General features: G+C 60.5%; 17 protein-coding genes. 9 read left to right on the top strand and 8 right to left on the bottom strand.

All coding sequences use genetic code 11. The features are described 5' to 3' along the window. The first annotated feature begins 34 nt into the window (after positions 1 to 34). On the top strand, positions 35 to 310 hold the full coding sequence (locus tag V8J85_RS16160) for a hypothetical protein (RefSeq protein WP_339954799.1): 276 nt from the start codon (positions 35 to 37) through the stop codon (positions 308 to 310). On the opposite strand, the gene V8J85_RS16155 is transcribed toward V8J85_RS16160, so the two are convergent. Further along, the gene (locus V8J85_RS16155) at positions 307 to 729 is read right to left on the bottom strand and encodes an NUDIX hydrolase (protein WP_339954798.1); all 423 of its coding nucleotides are present in this window, start codon (positions 727 to 729) and stop codon (positions 307 to 309) included. The two genes, V8J85_RS16160 and V8J85_RS16155, sit on opposite strands and share 4 nt — an antisense overlap. 103 nt (positions 730 to 832) lie before the next feature. Here V8J85_RS16155 and V8J85_RS16150 point away from each other — a divergent pair, with 103 nt between their 5' ends. Genes V8J85_RS16150 through V8J85_RS16140 form a run of 3 tightly spaced genes read left to right on the top strand, consistent with a single transcriptional unit; the run spans position 833 to position 2,589 of the window. Further along, positions 833 to 1,744, top strand: coding sequence for a co-chaperone YbbN (locus V8J85_RS16150; protein ID WP_339954797.1), 912 nt, complete (start codon positions 833 to 835; stop codon positions 1,742 to 1,744). 27 nt (positions 1,745 to 1,771) lie between these two features. Continuing rightward, the gene (locus V8J85_RS16145; RefSeq protein WP_339954796.1) at positions 1,772 to 2,413 is read left to right on the top strand and encodes an LON peptidase substrate-binding domain-containing protein; all 642 of its coding nucleotides are present in this window, start codon (positions 1,772 to 1,774) and stop codon (positions 2,411 to 2,413) included. Next, positions 2,410 to 2,589 carry a Trm112 family protein gene (locus tag V8J85_RS16140; RefSeq protein WP_339954795.1) on the top strand — a complete coding sequence of 60 codons (180 nt, stop codon included), beginning with the start codon at positions 2,410 to 2,412 and terminating at the stop codon, positions 2,587 to 2,589. Before V8J85_RS16145 ends, V8J85_RS16140 begins: the two co-directional genes overlap by 4 nt. A 9-nt stretch (positions 2,590 to 2,598) precedes the next feature. Here V8J85_RS16140 and V8J85_RS16135 read toward each other — a convergent pair whose 3' ends face one another. Genes V8J85_RS16135 through hmgA form a run of 5 tightly spaced genes read right to left on the bottom strand, consistent with a single transcriptional unit; the run spans position 2,599 to position 7,591 of the window. Beyond that, complete coding sequence (locus V8J85_RS16135; protein ID WP_339954794.1) at positions 2,599 to 2,781, bottom strand: DUF2783 domain-containing protein; 183 nt, start codon at positions 2,779 to 2,781, stop codon at positions 2,599 to 2,601. A gap of 3 nt (positions 2,782 to 2,784) precedes the next feature. Next, positions 2,785 to 4,389 carry an FAD-dependent oxidoreductase gene (locus tag V8J85_RS16130; protein WP_339954793.1) on the bottom strand — a complete coding sequence of 535 codons (1,605 nt, stop codon included), beginning with the start codon at positions 4,387 to 4,389 and terminating at the stop codon, positions 2,785 to 2,787. Positions 4,390 to 4,394: 5 nt separating this feature from the next. Continuing rightward, positions 4,395 to 5,345, bottom strand: a complete 951-nt coding sequence (locus V8J85_RS16125) for an MBL fold metallo-hydrolase (RefSeq protein WP_339954792.1) — start codon at positions 5,343 to 5,345, stop codon at positions 4,395 to 4,397. Next, positions 5,342 to 6,304, bottom strand: a complete 963-nt coding sequence (locus V8J85_RS16120) for a fumarylacetoacetate hydrolase family protein (protein WP_339954791.1) — start codon at positions 6,302 to 6,304, stop codon at positions 5,342 to 5,344. Before V8J85_RS16120 ends, V8J85_RS16125 begins: the two co-directional genes overlap by 4 nt. Continuing rightward, positions 6,305 to 7,591, bottom strand: coding sequence for a homogentisate 1,2-dioxygenase (hmgA, locus tag V8J85_RS16115; protein WP_445285916.1), 1,287 nt, complete (start codon positions 7,589 to 7,591; stop codon positions 6,305 to 6,307). Positions 7,592 to 7,730: 139 nt separating this feature from the next. On the opposite strand from hmgA, the gene V8J85_RS16110 reads away from it, so the two are divergent. The 3 genes from V8J85_RS16110 (at position 7,731) to V8J85_RS16100 (ending at position 9,777) form a co-directional block, all read left to right on the top strand. Continuing rightward, on the top strand, positions 7,731 to 8,156 hold the full coding sequence (locus V8J85_RS16110) for a MarR family winged helix-turn-helix transcriptional regulator (RefSeq protein WP_339954789.1): 426 nt from the start codon (positions 7,731 to 7,733) through the stop codon (positions 8,154 to 8,156). Positions 8,157 to 8,234: 78 nt separating this feature from the next. Further along, the gene (locus tag V8J85_RS16105; RefSeq protein ID WP_339954788.1) at positions 8,235 to 9,338 is read left to right on the top strand and encodes an Acg family FMN-binding oxidoreductase; all 1,104 of its coding nucleotides are present in this window, start codon (positions 8,235 to 8,237) and stop codon (positions 9,336 to 9,338) included. After that, positions 9,331 to 9,777 (top strand): MarR family winged helix-turn-helix transcriptional regulator, encoded by a 447-nt coding sequence (locus tag V8J85_RS16100; RefSeq protein WP_339954787.1) that lies wholly within the window; start codon positions 9,331 to 9,333, stop codon positions 9,775 to 9,777. Before V8J85_RS16105 ends, V8J85_RS16100 begins: the two co-directional genes overlap by 8 nt. Here V8J85_RS16100 and V8J85_RS16095 read toward each other — a convergent pair. Continuing rightward, a complete protein-coding gene (locus tag V8J85_RS16095; protein ID WP_339954786.1) occupies positions 9,774 to 11,201 on the bottom strand; it encodes an FAD/NAD(P)-binding protein in 1,428 nt (475 codons plus the stop codon). The genes V8J85_RS16100 and V8J85_RS16095 overlap by 4 nt on opposite strands. Before the next feature lie 65 nt (positions 11,202 to 11,266). Further along, entirely contained in the window at positions 11,267 to 12,514 is a 1,248-nt protein-coding gene (locus V8J85_RS16090) for a UbiH/UbiF/VisC/COQ6 family ubiquinone biosynthesis hydroxylase (protein WP_339954785.1), read from the bottom strand. A gap of 44 nt (positions 12,515 to 12,558) precedes the next feature. Here V8J85_RS16090 and V8J85_RS16085 point away from each other — a divergent pair, with 44 nt between their 5' ends. Continuing rightward, positions 12,559 to 13,887, top strand: a complete 1,329-nt coding sequence (locus V8J85_RS16085) for an amidase (RefSeq protein ID WP_339954784.1) — start codon at positions 12,559 to 12,561, stop codon at positions 13,885 to 13,887. Between the two features lie 194 nt (positions 13,888 to 14,081). Further along, positions 14,082 to 15,284 (top strand): aminotransferase class I/II-fold pyridoxal phosphate-dependent enzyme, encoded by a 1,203-nt coding sequence (locus V8J85_RS16080; protein WP_339954783.1) that lies wholly within the window; start codon positions 14,082 to 14,084, stop codon positions 15,282 to 15,284. Positions 15,285 to 15,294: the final 10 nt, after the last annotated feature.

The following is a 15,294-nucleotide window of genomic DNA, read 5'->3' as shown; positions in this document are numbered from 1 at the left end:
GAACATAACCACTAAGAAACAAGGAAAAGACCGTATGAACATGAAAAACATAGCAATTTATCCGATCTTCGTAATCGGCATTGGCGCATGCACAGAAACAACGACACTCCCCACACCAACCCCGCCAGAGAGTGCCAGCGCCGAAGAGGTTGTTGCATTTTACAGTGCCGTTTGTACGCAACGGGGTATCCCGAAGCTGACGATTGAAGAGGCCGCGGCACAAGGCGATCCACGCGCTGCGTTTGCGCATCAGGCGTGTATCGACAGGTTTGTCATCGAGGACATCCAGCGTCGTCAGGCGGCTACCTAAGGCGCGTTCGATCCGCTGACCAATCTGATCATCTCGTCGACGCGGTCGCTTTTGTCCAGCGCGGCCACATCTTCGATGGCGAACCAAGCCGCGTCGTTGACATCATCGGCGGCAAAGGGCGTCCCACTTTCATATCGGCACTCCACAGCGGCCAGCAGACAGTGAAATGTCACGTCGCCAGCGTCGTCTCTGAGGATGACGTCGACGTTGGTCAGATATCGCAGAGCCGTGGCCAGAACTCCGGTCTCTTCCTCCAATTCGCGCGCTGCTGCATCAAAGGCTGTCTCGCCCCATTCCACATGCCCGCCGGCAAATCCCCATTTGCCCGCATCGGGTTCATTCTTGCGTCGGACGAGCAGTGCCCTTCCGTCATGTATCACCACTGCGATGGCGCCGAGTTTTGGTCTGATCTGGCTCATATCGCGGACGCTAGTCCCACGTCGGCAGATCGTAAACCCAGATTACCTCTTGGCCTTCACCCAACTTGCGCACATATAAGCGTCAACCACAAAGGAGAGACCCATGCTGGAACTCGGCGATACACAAGCCCCCGCTGCTGATCTGGTGAAAGACGGCACCGATGCCAGTTTTGCGCAAGACGTGATCGAAGCCTCGCAGACGACACCCGTCATCGTGGATTTCTGGGCGCAGTGGTGCGGCCCGTGCAAGACATTGGGCCCGGCGCTGGAAGCGGCGGTGAACAAGGCAGGTGGCCGGGTCAAGATGGTCAAGATCGACGTGGACGCGAACCAGATCTACGCGGGCCAGTTGCAGGTGCAATCGATCCCGACGGTCTACGCATTCTTCAAAGGGCAGCCCGTCGACGGCTTTCAGGGGGCGTTGCCACAGTCACAGGTCGATGCGTTCGTCGAAAAGATCGCAGCCGTGGGCGGTGACCCCGAGGCCGAAGGGCTGAGCGCCGCGATCGAAGCGGCAGAGCAGATGCTGGATGACGGTGCGGCAGCAGACGCGGCCGAAACCTTTGCCGCGATCCTGCAGGAAGAGCCGAACAACGCTGTTGCCTATGCGGGTCTTGTCCGATCCTATCTGGCGCTGGATGACGTGGATCAGGCCGAGGCCATCCTGAATGGGGCGCCCGCCGAGATTTCCGATGATCCCGCGCTCGAGGCGGTGCATGCCCAAATTACGCTTGCCCGCGAGGCGGCGAATGCCGGGCCGGTGGCTGAACTGCAGGCCAAGGTTGCCGAGACCCCCGATGATCATCAGGCCCGTTTCGATCTTGCCGTTGCCCTGCATGCCAATGGTAAGGCAGAGGAAGCGGTGACCGAACTGCTGGAATTGTTCCGCCGTGATCGCGAATGGAATGATGGCGCGGCCAAAGCCCAGCTTTTCAAGATTTTCGACGCCAGCGACCCCAAGGATCCGGTTGTCCTGAACGGTCGGCGAAAACTGTCGTCGATGATATTTGCCTGAACGGATCAGCGGACTAATTCGATGATTATGATTTCATCGAACGACCTGCCCGACGTCATCCCGGTCTTTCCGCTGCCCGGCGCGCTTTTGCTGCCCCGGTCGCCGCTTCCGTTGCATCTGTTTGAGCCGCGCTATCTGGCAATGCTGGACGATGTGCTCAAGACGTCCACCCGGTTGATCGGGATGGTGCAACCGTATGAGGCACCGGGCGGCGGCGGCAAGCTGCACACGATCGGTTGCGCTGGCCGATTGACGGCATTCTCGGAAACTGAGGATGGGCGTTATATGATTACCCTGTCCGGTGCGTCCCGATTTCGTATCATCGAAGAGGTTGAAGGCTTCACGCCCTATCGGCGTTGTAAGGTTCAATGGGACGGGTTTGAGCGTGATCTGGGCGCGGTTGAAAAAGACCCGAATTTCGATCGAAAGTCTTTCATGGAGGCCCTGAACCGCTTCCTCGAGGATCGCGGGTTGTCGACCGATTGGGACAGCCTGCGCGAGGTCGAGGATGAGCTGCTCATCAACTCGCTATCGATGCTATGCCCCTTTGAGCCCGAAGATAAGCAAGCGCTGCTCGAGGCGCCGTCTTTGACCACACGACGAGAGACGCTGACCACCCTGATCGAATTCGCCCTGCGTGGCGGATCGGGCGAAGAGGTCATGCAATGAGCGATACGACCTTCGATCCCAAAATGCTCGAGGCGTTGGTTTGCCCGATGTCGCAGACGACGCTTCGCTATGATGCCGACGCCCAGGAGCTGGTGTCTGAGCGCGCCAATCTGGCGTTCCCCATTCGCAACGGTATCCCGGTGATGTTGATGGATGAGGCGCGCAAGCTGGATTAGGCTAAGTTGCTATTTGGCCGCCCTCAGCGCGGCGCGCAGGACTGACCGATCACCGATGTGATTGGCGAGGATCAGGATCAAGCGTGCATTCAGTGCATCGCTTTCATCTTTTGACAGCCCGTCATGGGCAACGACCAGATCGTCATAGAACCCGTCTGGGTCGGTCAGGTTAGGTGTAAGGTTCAATCCCATATCTCAGCCCTTTCCCAAGGCGGTTTTCAGTGCGGCATCGACGTTGACAGCGTCGAAACCCGGCCAGCGGGCCACAACATACTGGTCAGGTCGGATCAGATAGATCGCGGTCTTTGCCTCACCCAGATATCGCGCTGCCAATTCGGGCGAGGGTTCGGCGACGTGTAAAATCCGCACCGCACCTTCGGGCGGTGCGTCGTCGCCGATCGCCAACAAAATAAAGTCGTCCCCAAGCAGGTCCAAAAGGAACCCGTCGCCAATCGGCGCGTCGGTGCAGGCGGCGCCGGGTCGGGTGATCTGCGGGCCATTCAGCGCGTCCTCACCGAACAAAGGGAAGTCCGCGTACGCACACGGCACCGACAACCGTCCGGAATTGACCAGTGGCCGGGCAAAGTCGTGACGGTTGGCCAGATCCAGCACGGCGTCCCGGAAAATCCGAGACATCTCTGATTTCGGCGTCATGAAATCCGTCGCACGTGTGGAATTGAGGATGTTTTCATCCGCGGCAAAGCCACGTTCGTGATCGTAACTGTCCAGCAATGGCTCGGGTGCGTGCCCTTTCAGCACCGCATCCAGCTTCCACGCCAGGTTCTCGGCATCCTGCACGCCCGAATTCGCCCCGCGCGCGCCAAACGGTGACACCTGATGTGCGCTGTCACCGGCAAAGAACACGCGGTTTTTTCGGAACGTATCCATCCGGCGGCATTGAAAGGTGTAAATGGACGTCCAGACCAGATCATAGGGCGGCACCGCGCCCGATTGGCTGGACAGCATGGCGTCAACCCGGCCCCGGATGCGAACCTCGTCCAGTTCCTTGTCGCGGTCGATATCCCAACCGAGTTGAAAGTCGATCCGCCAGATATCATCCGGCTGCTTGTGCAAAAGCGCCGATTGCGCGGCAGCGAAAGGCGGGGCAAACCAGAACCAGCGCTCGGTCGGAAAGTCCGCTTTCATGCGGACGTCGGCGATCAGGAAATTATCCTCGAACACGCGGCCCGCGAAACCCAGCCCCAGCATGTCGCGTATCGGGGACCGCGCGCCATCGCAGGCGACCAGCCAGTCCGTTTCAAGATCATAAGCACCATCTGGTGTATCGACAGAGACCTGCACATGATCATCTTTCTCGACAATCCCCGTAACCCGGTTCCGCCCCCGAATGTCGATGGGTGCGCCATTCGCCTTCGCCGCGTCGATCGCTTCAACCAGAAACTTCTCAAAATAGGGCTGCTGCAGGTTGATGAAGGCCGGGTTCCGGTGGTCCGCCTCGGGCAGCAGATCGAAGGAAAAGACCATGTTGTCAGCATGGAACACCTTGCCCGTGTTCCACACCACCCCCTTTTCGATCATCTGTTCACCCGCACCCAACCGATGTGCGATATCCAGCGTGCGCTTGGCGAAACAGATCGCCTTTGACCCGGCGCCGGGCCCCTCATGATCGTCCAGAAGCAGAACCGGCGTGCCCTTCCGCCCCAGGTCTAGCGCGAGGGTCAAGCCAATAGGTCCCGCCCCGACGATCACCACCGGATGGCGGCGCGGTGTGGCGGATTGATCTGGGTGTTTTGCGTAAGGATACAGCGTGAAAGCGGTCTGATAGCGCGATGCAGCCATGACGATTAGCCTTGCAAAGCATCCCACATCGCCAGATCACGCTCTGCCGTCCAGATGCGCGGTGTGTCGATGCCGCGTGCCTCGTCATAGGCGCGGGCCACGTTGAAGGGCAGGCAATGTTCATAGATCGCGTAGTCGGCGAATTTCGGGTCGCAGCTTTCGCGGACGGCGTCCCACGCCTCTTTCAACGTGCCCCCACGTGCGGCGACGCGGGCGGCAGGGCGATAAGTCGACTGCACGAAATCACGTGTGGATTCGATTGCCTTATCCACCATCTCACGCCCCACCAGCGCATCACCGCGCCCCGGCGCGATAGCATCGACATCATAGGCTTCGATCGCATCCAAGGTCCGGTCCCAATCGGCAAAGTGCCCATCGCCGCAGTAACAGGCCGAGCGGTATTCGACGATATCACCAGTAAACATCACGTTCTGGTCCGGCACATGGATCACCGCGTCACCAGCGGTATGCGCACGACCCAGATGTCTGATATCGACGCGGCGATTGCCCAGATAGACGGTCATGCCGTCGCTGAATGTTGTCGTCGGATAGGTCAGACCCGGAATGCTTTCATGCCCTTCGAACAGGCGCGGAAAGCGCTGGAATTCGCTATCCCAATCCTCTTGCCCGCGTTCAACGACCATAGCGCGCGCCTTGTCCGACATGATGACCTGATCCGCGCCATAGGCCGACGCGCCCAGCACCCGCACCGCGTGATAGTGCGTCAGCACGACATGGGTGATCGGCTTATCGGTCACGCTGCGCACTTTCTCGATCACTTTGGCAGCGAGGCGCGGCGTCGCTTGTGCCTCGATGATCATGACGCTGTCGTCGCCGATGATCACGCCGGAATTCGGGTCACCCTCTGCGGTAAAGGCGTATAGGCCATCACCGATTTCATCGAAGGTGATCGTCTTTTCCGTCATGTCGCCCTGCGAGGCGAAGGCCTTGGTCATATCAATTCCACCTTTTGTGAGATGCGGCCGAAGATATCGTTCCCGTTGTCGTCTTCGAACCAGATATCGACCTGATCGCCCGCCTGCAGAAACGGTGTGCTGGCGCGTCCGTTCAGGATCGTTTCGACCATGCGTTGCTCGGCGATGCAGGAATAGCCGCGCCCGCCTTGGGCGATGGTTTTGCCCGGGCCGTCCGCGTCGCGGTTCGACACGGTGCCCGACCCGATGATCGTGCCGGGTTCCAAATAACGTGTCTTGGCTGCGTGGGCGATCAGTTCGGCGAAATCGAAGGTCATCTCGTCCTCTGACCGGGTGCGCCCAAAGGGCTGACCGTTCAGATCAACGCAGACCGTGCCCGTCAGCTTTCGGCCGTCCCAGCCGGGCCAATCTTCGGCGCGGATGGCCATGGGCGCAAAGGCCGATGGCGGCTTGGACTGCACGAAGCCAAAGCCTTTGGATAGCTCATCCGGGATCAGCGCGCGCAGCGATATGTCGTTGAGCAGGACGATATAACGGATTGCCGCAGCCGCCTCATTGACCGAGGCGCCGATGTCAACAAAGTCGGTGATCACGCCGATCTCGGCCTCGAAATCCATACCCCATTCCGGCTTGCCTTCGATCGGGTCGTGGGGGGACAACAGCCGGTCGGAGCAGCCCTGATACATCAGCGGGTCTGTCCAGAACCGTTCCGGCATTTCGGCCCCGCGTGCCTGCCGGACGAGGGCCACGTGATTGACGTATGCGGATCCGTCAAGGAAGGCCGAGGCGCGTGGCAAAGGCGCGCAGCATTGGTCCGGATCAAAGGCTTCCGGAGGTCCGTCCAGCGTGGCACCATCATGCGAGTCGAGCATGGTGCGAAATGAACCCTCAAAGGTTGGCCAGCACCCTTTGCCATCCTCGGAAACGATCACCAGTCGCCCGTCCGGGCTGCCATCCCCAATACTCGCCAATCGCTGCATTTATTTCTGCCCCGGTGTCCCGTCGAATTTCTTGTCCAGCGACGTCCAGCAATCGATGTAATCGTCCTGCAACGGCGCCTCTTGCCCCGCAAAGGCCGTCAGGTGCTGCGGAAAGCGGGTTTCGAACATGAACGACATTGTATTGTCCAGCTTATCCGGCCCAAGGTTCGCGTTCGACGCCCGTTCAAACGCATTCCGGTCGGGGCCGTGGGGCAGCATCATGTTATGCAGGCTCATCCCCCCGGGGACAAAGCCCTTGGGCTTGGCGTCGTACTGGCCATAAATATTGCCCATCAGCTCTGACATGACGTTCTTATGATACCAGGGCGGGCGGAACGTGTTTTCCGCCACCATCCAGCGTTCGCGAAACAGGACGAAATCAATGTTGGCGGTGCCGGGCACGCCTGACGGTGCGGTCAGGACGGTGAAAATCGACGGATCGGGGTGATCGAATAGGATCGCGCCGACCGGACAATAGGTGCGCAGGTCGTATTTCAGCGGTGCGTAGTTCCCGTGCCATGCGACCACATCCAAGGGCGAATGCCCGACCTTGGTTTCATGAAACTGTCCGCACCACTTGATCGTGACGGTCGAAGGCGCCTCGCGATCTTCGAACGCGGCGACGGGGGCCTTGAAGTCGCGCGGATTGGCCATCGCGTTCGCCCCGATCGGTCCGCGCCCCGGCAGTTCGAATTTCTGCCCGTAATTCTCGCACACGAACCCGCGTGCGGGGCCTTCCAGTACCTCGACCCGGTAGACCAGCCCGCGTGGGAGGATCGCGATTTCCTTGGGGGCGATGTCGATGATCCCCAACTCGGTCGCGAAGCGCAGTCGCCCCTCCTGCGGGACGACCAGCAGTTCGCTATCCGCGGAGTAGAAGTAGCTGTCGACCATGCTTTCGGTTACCAGATAGATATGCGCCGCCATCCCGACCTGCGTGTTCACATCCCCCGCCGTCGTCATCGTGCGCATGCCGGTCAGCCAGGTCAGCGGCTCTTCGGAGTGCGGAATCGGGTCCCAGCGGTATTGCCCAAGGCTGGTGACATCATCGACGACATGTGGTGCCGATTTCCAATAGGGCAGGTCGATCCGCGCATAGCGATGCGAATGCTTGACCGAGGGCCGGATACGATAACACCATGTCCGCTCGGGCCGTTCATGGGTGAAGGCCGTCCCGGATAGCTGTTCCCCGTAGAGCCCATAATTGCATTTCTGGGGTGAGTTCATGCCTTGCGGCAGCGCATCGGGCAGGGCCTCGGTTTCGAAATCATTGCCGAAGCCGGGCATGTACCCTTCATGCGGGCCGGGGATCGACGGCGCCTGGATCAGGGTGGTCGGGTGCGACTGGTCGTTCACGATGGCCTCCATTGTGCTTGGTCCGGGATAATAGTTGATTTTGTAACTAACAACCGACACCGTCGCAAACATGACCGATTATGACCTCAAGGATTTCACCCCTTATCTGCTGAATATGGCCGCCGAGACGTCGAGCCTTGGGTTCCAGCGTTCCTACAAGGAAAAATACGGGATGCTGCGGACCGAGTGGCGGGTGATTTTTCACCTTGGCCAATACGGGCCGATGCACGCCAAAGAGGTCTGCGCGAGGGCCCGCATCCATAAAACCAAAGTCAGCCGCGCGGTGGCGGCGCTAGAGCGGAAACGCCTTTTGACCCGTGAAGAAGTCAGCGCAGATCGGCGTCACGAGAAACTGTCGCTGACGCGGGCGGGCAGGGCGGTTTTCGATGACCTCGTCCAAGAAGCACGCCGCTTCGATGCGGCGCTTGTCGCCGGTTTTACACAGGAAGAGCAGGCGATCCTGAAAAACTGTCTGATCAAAATTGCAGGGCTCTAAGCGGATTACCGGGCATGGAACTTGATTGGTGCAATATCGTACTATATAGTGCGATATCGTATCATATTGGAGATCCTTATGTCCTTATCACGTCGCAAAGTCCTTTCACTCGTCGGCGGTGGCGTCGTCGCCGCCGCGATCCCGTCCGCTGCATTCCTGTCCACCCGCACCCCGACCAAGGCGCTCGCCCCGTGGGACCAAGCTGGTACCTATGTCGACCCGCGTATGAATGCGCTGTCCTATGCATTGTTGGCCCCAAACCCGCATAATCGGCAGCCCTGGGAGGCCGAATTGATCGGTGACGACGGCGTCACCATCTGGCGCGACCCGGCGCGTGATCTGCCAGTGACCGACCCGTTCGCGCGTCAGTTGACCATTGGCATGGGTTGTTTTCTGGAACTGATGCAGATGGCTGCAGCCCAACAGGGCTATGCCGTGCAGACGGACCTGTTTCCGGAAGGAGAGGACGGCCCCGTCGCCCAGTGCATGTTTACCGAAGGCGGCGCGCCCGACCCGCTTTTTGCCCATGTGATGGATAGGCGGTCGCATAAAGAGGCTTTCCTTGACACACCCATCACCAAGGCCGTTGCAGCGCCGCTGCGCGCCCATGCCGACATCTATGTTGGCGGCGAAGACCGCGACATGCTCAAACGCATCGCGCATGATGCCTGGTACAAGGAAATCGAAACGCAGGACGCCTGGCAGGAAAGTATTGACCTCTTGCGTATCGGCAAGGCCGAGATCAACGCGCAGCCAGACGGGATCGACATTGGCGGACCGATGATGGAAAGCCTCGCCTTGGTCGGTTTGCTGACACATGATGCAGCCGGAGATCGCGACAACCCCGGCACACGTAGCGCAATCGAAGAGACGGCGAACGCGATCATGGGCGCGCCCGCGATGACCGTCAGCCTGACTGCAGGCAACAGCCGTAAAGATCAGATCGCCGCTGGGCGGGATTGGCTGCGGCTGAACCTTGCCACGACGCAAGCTGGCCTCGCCCTGCGCCCGGTCAGTCAGGCGCTGCAGGAATACCCGGAAATGAAGCCGCTCTACGATGAAATCCATTCCCGCTTCGCCCCCAATGGCGAGACGGTTCAAATGCTGGGCCTTCTCGGCTACGGTCAGCGAACGCCGCGCACGCCGCGCTGGCCGTTGCCTGACCGGATGCGGAATGCCTGATACGAAAAACGCGATATTCTTCCAGCTTTTCAACGAGATTGGGATCATCGCCCAACTTAGCCGCGCCCTTTTCGAGGCGCGGCTGCCGGATGGTTTGCTGGTCTCGCATTTTTCGGTCCTGAATCATCTGATCCGCGTGGGTGACGGCCCAACACCGCTTACACTTGCCCGCGCGTTTCAGGTCCCGAAAACCACGATGACGCACACGTTGTCGATCCTCGAACGGCATGGCTTTGTTCAGATGCGGCCAAACCCCGATGACAAAAGATCAAAACAGGTCTGGATTACTGATGCTGGTCGCGAGTTTCGTGATCAGGCCATCCAGTCACTGGGTCCCGATATTGCGGAACTATCCAAAAGGTACAGCGTCGACGATGTCCAAACACTTTTGCCGCACCTGACGCAACTGCGGCAGATCATGGATCAGCAGCGGGATTAGCCCAATCCATTCGCCCGTGCCGCATAGGTCCGCAGCATATGCGCATCATAAAGCGGCATGGCGATCGGCTCCTCCCCGATCTCGGTGACGGCGGGAGAAAGGTAGCGGACACCAGGCAGCGTTGTCTGGCAAACTGCACCAACCTTGATCCCTCGGCTGACCGGGCAAATCTCGATCACGGATTTCGCCAACATGTCCGCGGTCAGCGGATCGTAGCGTGAATTCGGCCCCGCCCCAGCGCAATTCACGACAAAGCCTGTGTTATGCGTGAATTCACCACCCGAGGGATCGCGCATATAAACCGTTGCCCCGTCCTTTCCGTGTTCGACCGATTTGACCAGACCCGGAACAACCTTGACGCGGCCTTCGCCAACCAGCCGGTGCATATCGAGGATCGTGTCGCGGGTGCCGCCCCGCAGCCAAAAGCGCAGCTTGGACGGGACCTGGCGCGCCTCATCAAGGTCAGCGAGGTAAAGGTTAAGCGGGTTGGCAAGGAAATGCGCCCGGAACCCCGCACGGATTTCGCGCATCTCATCACCGTTGCGTCTGGCCGATGCGATCTCGTCCTCGATCTCGGACAGGAAACTCTTTGCGGTGTCGTGGCCCCGTGTCAGCGTCGGTTTCGTCAATTTGCGTGGCAAACGGGGCACGAGGGGCGCGGGAATATCACCGTCCGGCGCACAGACGACCATCTTGATATCTTCGTTTGGGATCAGGCTTTGACACAGGCGCAAGACATCCAGCATCGCAGCATTGCCACCGATACAAAAAATCTCGGCGCCCGCCCTGATGTGCTCGGCGATCCGTGGTTCCTGGCCAAAGACTGAAGGGGCTGCAAACGTGCCATCATCACCGGCTAGCCGCATGGTCGACGGGCCGCCCGGGGCGATATCCACGGATTCAGCGCTGATTTGCGCGCCCTTTTCCGTTTTCAAAACGACACCGTTTTCGGCGGGTGCGATAGAGGTCACACAATCGTTCAGGGTCACGATCCGCACGCCTCGCTTCTCAAGCCGCGACAGGGCGATTCGGGCCAGTTCCTCCATGAAATCGCCGTAAAACTCGCGCGGTGCATTCACACCATAAATATCACCCGCCGCCACCAGAGGGGCCGCCGCGTGCAGCCAATCCGGCGATCGCCCCGACATGGTGTCGGACACGTTGTCCCAGCGGTCAGACAACCATGCCGCAAAGGCCGGGTCGATGTCATCGGCAGGCGAGTTGAGCAGGTAGGCATAACGCCATGGCGTGTCGGGGTCGCCCTTCGCATAAGCCATGCCGCGTCCGAACCGGCTGACCATTTTGCCAAGAATGATCAATGTTTCGCCCGCGCGCAGATCACAGTGTTCCAGGAAGGCAAGTGCGGTGATGCCGTCACCGACGATGACATGTGTTGCAGTCTGCGCGGTTGACGGTGCGTTCATGAAATTCCTGGCTCGTTATTCACCATTCCGGGTTAGCGTTACCACCCGTCCGGCGTCAACAGCCCTTAACCACGCATCAGCTTTGGCAGGTCACCTGTCAGCCCCGCCGCCTCTCGGATAAAGCCTCGGCGTAATTGCGGGGCGGCATTGACAAAACCCATGCCAATGTCGCGTGCCGCACGGATAAGCGGGTTATTGTTGGAAAACAGCCGGTTGAACGTATCGGTCGCCAGTGCCAGCGTCGCGGTGTCGAACCGCCGCCATTGCTGATATCGCATCAGCGTTTGGATCGTGCCGATATCTTCGCCGCGGGCGCGCGCCTCTGACAGAACCTCCGCCAGCGCGGCTACATCCCGCAGCCCGGCATTCAGCCCCTGGCCCGCGATCGGATGCACGCCATGCGCCGCATCACCGACAAGCGCGACCCGCTCCGCGAAAAAGCTCTGCGCCAGCGACAGACCCAGCGGATAGGTATAACGCGCACCCGTCAGACTGATCGGGCCCAGAAAACTGCCAAAGGCAGGCTTCAGCGCCTCCAGAAAGTCTGCGTCGGTCATCGCGGCCAATTCTGTAGCCCGCGCGGCCGTCTCGCTCCAGACGATGGATGACCGGTTGCCGGTCAATGGCAGGATCGCCAGCGGTCCGCCCGGCATGAAAAACTGATGCGCGACACCGCCATGCGGTTTTTCGTGTTCCACCGCACAAACAACCGCAGTCTGCCCATAGCCCCAACCTGTGCGCTTGATCCCCGCGCGGGCGGCGGTGCCGCTCTGTCGGCCGTCGGAACCAGCCAACAGGACGGCGGAAAGTGTCTTGCCCGTGCCCAGGGTCACGCTGATCTCGGCGCCGTGCACTTCCTGTCCGACGACCGTTTCACCCGCCAGATGCGTGATCCGGTCATCCGCCGCCATCGCATCCAGAAACGCGCGCCGCAAATGCCGATCCTCGACCATATAGCCCATTGGGCCTTCCTCGATCTCGGCATGGTCGAAATGCATCATCCAGGGGGACGGGCCTTCCCCCGCGCGCCCATCGGTAACCTTGATCTCCAGCATGGGCTGGGCGTCGTCGGCGATTGTATCCCAAACACCGATCCCCTGCAGCAACCGCGTTGAGGTAAGCGCCAGCGCATAGCTGCGTCCGTCGAAGCCCGGTTTTTTGCGCCGGTCCACTGGTAGGCTGTCGATGATCGTGACGGTGAACCCGGCCTGCGCTGCGGCCAACGCCAAGGCAGGTCCGTTCAGACCGCCGCCAACGATGATGATGTCGTTTGTCATGCCTCGCAATATGGACATGGAACCGGGATTGTCCATGTGCCGCTTGGCCGCTACCGTCACCCGAAAAGCATGAGGTCAAGATGGACGATTGGCGGTGGATGAGCGCGGCAGATCTGGGCAGAGGCATTGCCGCGGGGCAGATTGATCCGGTCGACCTGACCGAAACCTATCTGGCCGCCATCGACGCCCATGAATATCGCGACCGCATCTATGCGCGTGTCACATATGACAGGGCGCGGGCCGAGGCGGCGGGGGCCTCTGCCCGGGCCAAGACAGGCCAGCGGAGGGGGCCGCTCGACGGCGTACCGGTTTCATGGAAGGACCTGTTCGACACGACGGGCATCGCGACCGAGGCAGGCACAAAGCTGCTGGAGGGTCGGGTGCCCGACCGCGATGCAAAGGTTTTGGCAGACGCAACGGCAGCGGGTCTCGTCTGCCTGGGCAAAACCCATATGTCGGAAATCGCCTTTTCCGGGCTGGGCCTGAACCCGATCACGGCAACATCTCCCAATGTGAACGATCCCAATGTGGTGCCCGGTGGTTCATCCTCCGGGGCGGCGGCTTCGGTTGCGTTCGGTTTGGCGGCGGCAGGCATCGGGACGGATACGGGCGGATCGGTCCGCATCCCCTCGGCCTGGAACGATCTGGTCGGGTTCAAGACGACCCACGGGCGATTGCCACTGGACGGCGTCGTCCCACTTTGCCTGAGCTTCGACACGATCGGCCCGCTCTGCCGGTCGGTCGAGGACGCCAACCTGTTGTTCGCCGCGTTGGACGGTGGGAAAGCGATCGACCTGAATGGTGTGTCGCTTGCGGGCGCACGTTTGATGGTGCTCGACAGCGTGGTGTTCGACAACATCCGCGATGCCCCCGCGCGGGCCTTCGACAGCGCCGTGAAACAGTTGCAGCAGGCCGGGGCACAGGTAATCCGCAAGCCCTTCCGGGCGCTGCAAAAGGCCTTTGACGTGGGCGGGCCGCTGTTTGCCGCCGACAGTTATGGCTACTGGCGCGATCTGGTCGAGGCGCATCCGGAAAAGATGTTCCCGCAAATACTGGAGCGTATCCGGGGCGGCCGCGATGTGAGTGGCGTCGACTTCGTCGCGGGCTGGAATGTCATCCACGAGGTGCGGAAAGCGTATGCGGACGTCACCGCAGGCTTTGACGCGGTGATCATGCCCACCGCCCCGATCATGCCACCCAATGCAGAACGCCTTTTGCATGACGACGCCTACTACAAGGCAGAGAACCTGCTGGCGCTGCGGAATACGCGGGTGGCCAACCTCATGGGGACCTGCGGACTGACCTTGCCGACCGACACGCCATCCTGTGGGTTCATGCTGAACGGTCCGGCGGGTGGTGAGGCTGCATTGCTGCGGCTCGGGGCCGCGGTTGAGGCGGCTTTGACGTAACGCACTCCTGCACTAGATGCGGGATCTCATGACCGAACGTTGATACCCCGGAGCAAGTCCGGGGCTGCGTAGTATCGATTCAGGACCTCTTGCTCAAACCCACCTGACCAAAAAGCCACAATATCGTCGGCACCACCCCCTTGTTCTGGACAGCCCGCCACTCCGCGCGCTAGTTTGGAAGAAAGCGGGACGAAATGATCCCGCATATTGAGGCAGTTATGGTGTTTCCCGAGCGGTTTTCGAACCTCCCGGTTGCGACGTGGCCACGTCTGCGTGCGTTGTTAGACGTACCCAGCAAGGCGTCGGACGTGATCAATATGACGATTGGCGAACCGCGCCATGCGTTCCCGCCATTCGTGGGCGATCTGCTGGCTGAAAACCTGGCTGGCTTCAATAATTACCCCAGCAATGAAGGGCAGGCGGACCTTCTGAGCGCCATGGGCGGCTTTCTCAAGCGCCGCTATGATCTGGATGTCGACAATGACCACATCATCGCGCTGAACGGGACGCGCGAAGGTCTCTACAACGCCGCGATGGCGCTTTGCCCCGAGACGAAGAATCGCAAACAGCCGCTGGTCCTGACACCGAACCCGTTTTATCCCGTCTATGCCGTTGCCGCCCTGTCGGTGGGCGCAGAGCCGGTCTATGTGCCCGCGACAGCCGAAACCGGGCATCTGCCTGATTTCACGAGTCTTTCCGCAGAAACGCTGGATCAAACCGCCATCGCCTATCTCTGCTCCCCCGCCAACCCGCAAGGGGCCGTGGCGAGCGAGGACTACTGGCGCGACCTCATCACGCTCGCCGAAAAGCACGATTTCAAGATTTTCGCCGATGAATGCTATTCCGAGATATATCGCGACACGCCACCGCCCGGCGGGCTTGAGGTCGCCACCCGCCTGGGCGCCGACCCGGATCGGGTGCTGATCTTCCAGTCGCTCTCCAAACGGTCGAACCTCCCCGGCCTGCGCTGTGGTTTCGCCGCTGGCGGCCAGAAATCCATCGCCCGCCTGCGCCAACTACGCGCTTTCGCCGGATCGCCGTTATCGGGGCCGCTCCAGACCGTCGCCACCAAGGTCTGGGAAGATGAAGGCCACGTGGTCGAAAACCGCAGCCTCTATCACCGCAAATACGGCATCGCAGATGATGTGCTGGGCCATATCCCCGGCTACCAGTCACCGCAGGCAGGTTTCTTTCTCTGGCTCCCCATCGATGACGGCGAAGAGGCCGCCGTGAAGCTCTGGCAAGAGACCGGCGTGCGCACGCTTCCCGGCGCTTACCTCAGCCGAGAGGTCCACGGGGACAATCCCGGCAAAGGTTACATTCGGGTCGCCATGGTGGCCCCAACACAAGAAATGCAGCGCGGGCTGACCCTGATCCGCGACTGTCTCTACGGTTAAGGAACGAGCA

It is taken from the genome of Yoonia sp. 2307UL14-13, from assembly GCF_037572755.1.
Taxonomy (GTDB): Bacteria; Pseudomonadota; Alphaproteobacteria; order Rhodobacterales; family Rhodobacteraceae; genus Yoonia.
Note: the sequence above shows the minus strand (reverse complement) of the source record. Positions and strands in the feature narration are given on the sequence as shown.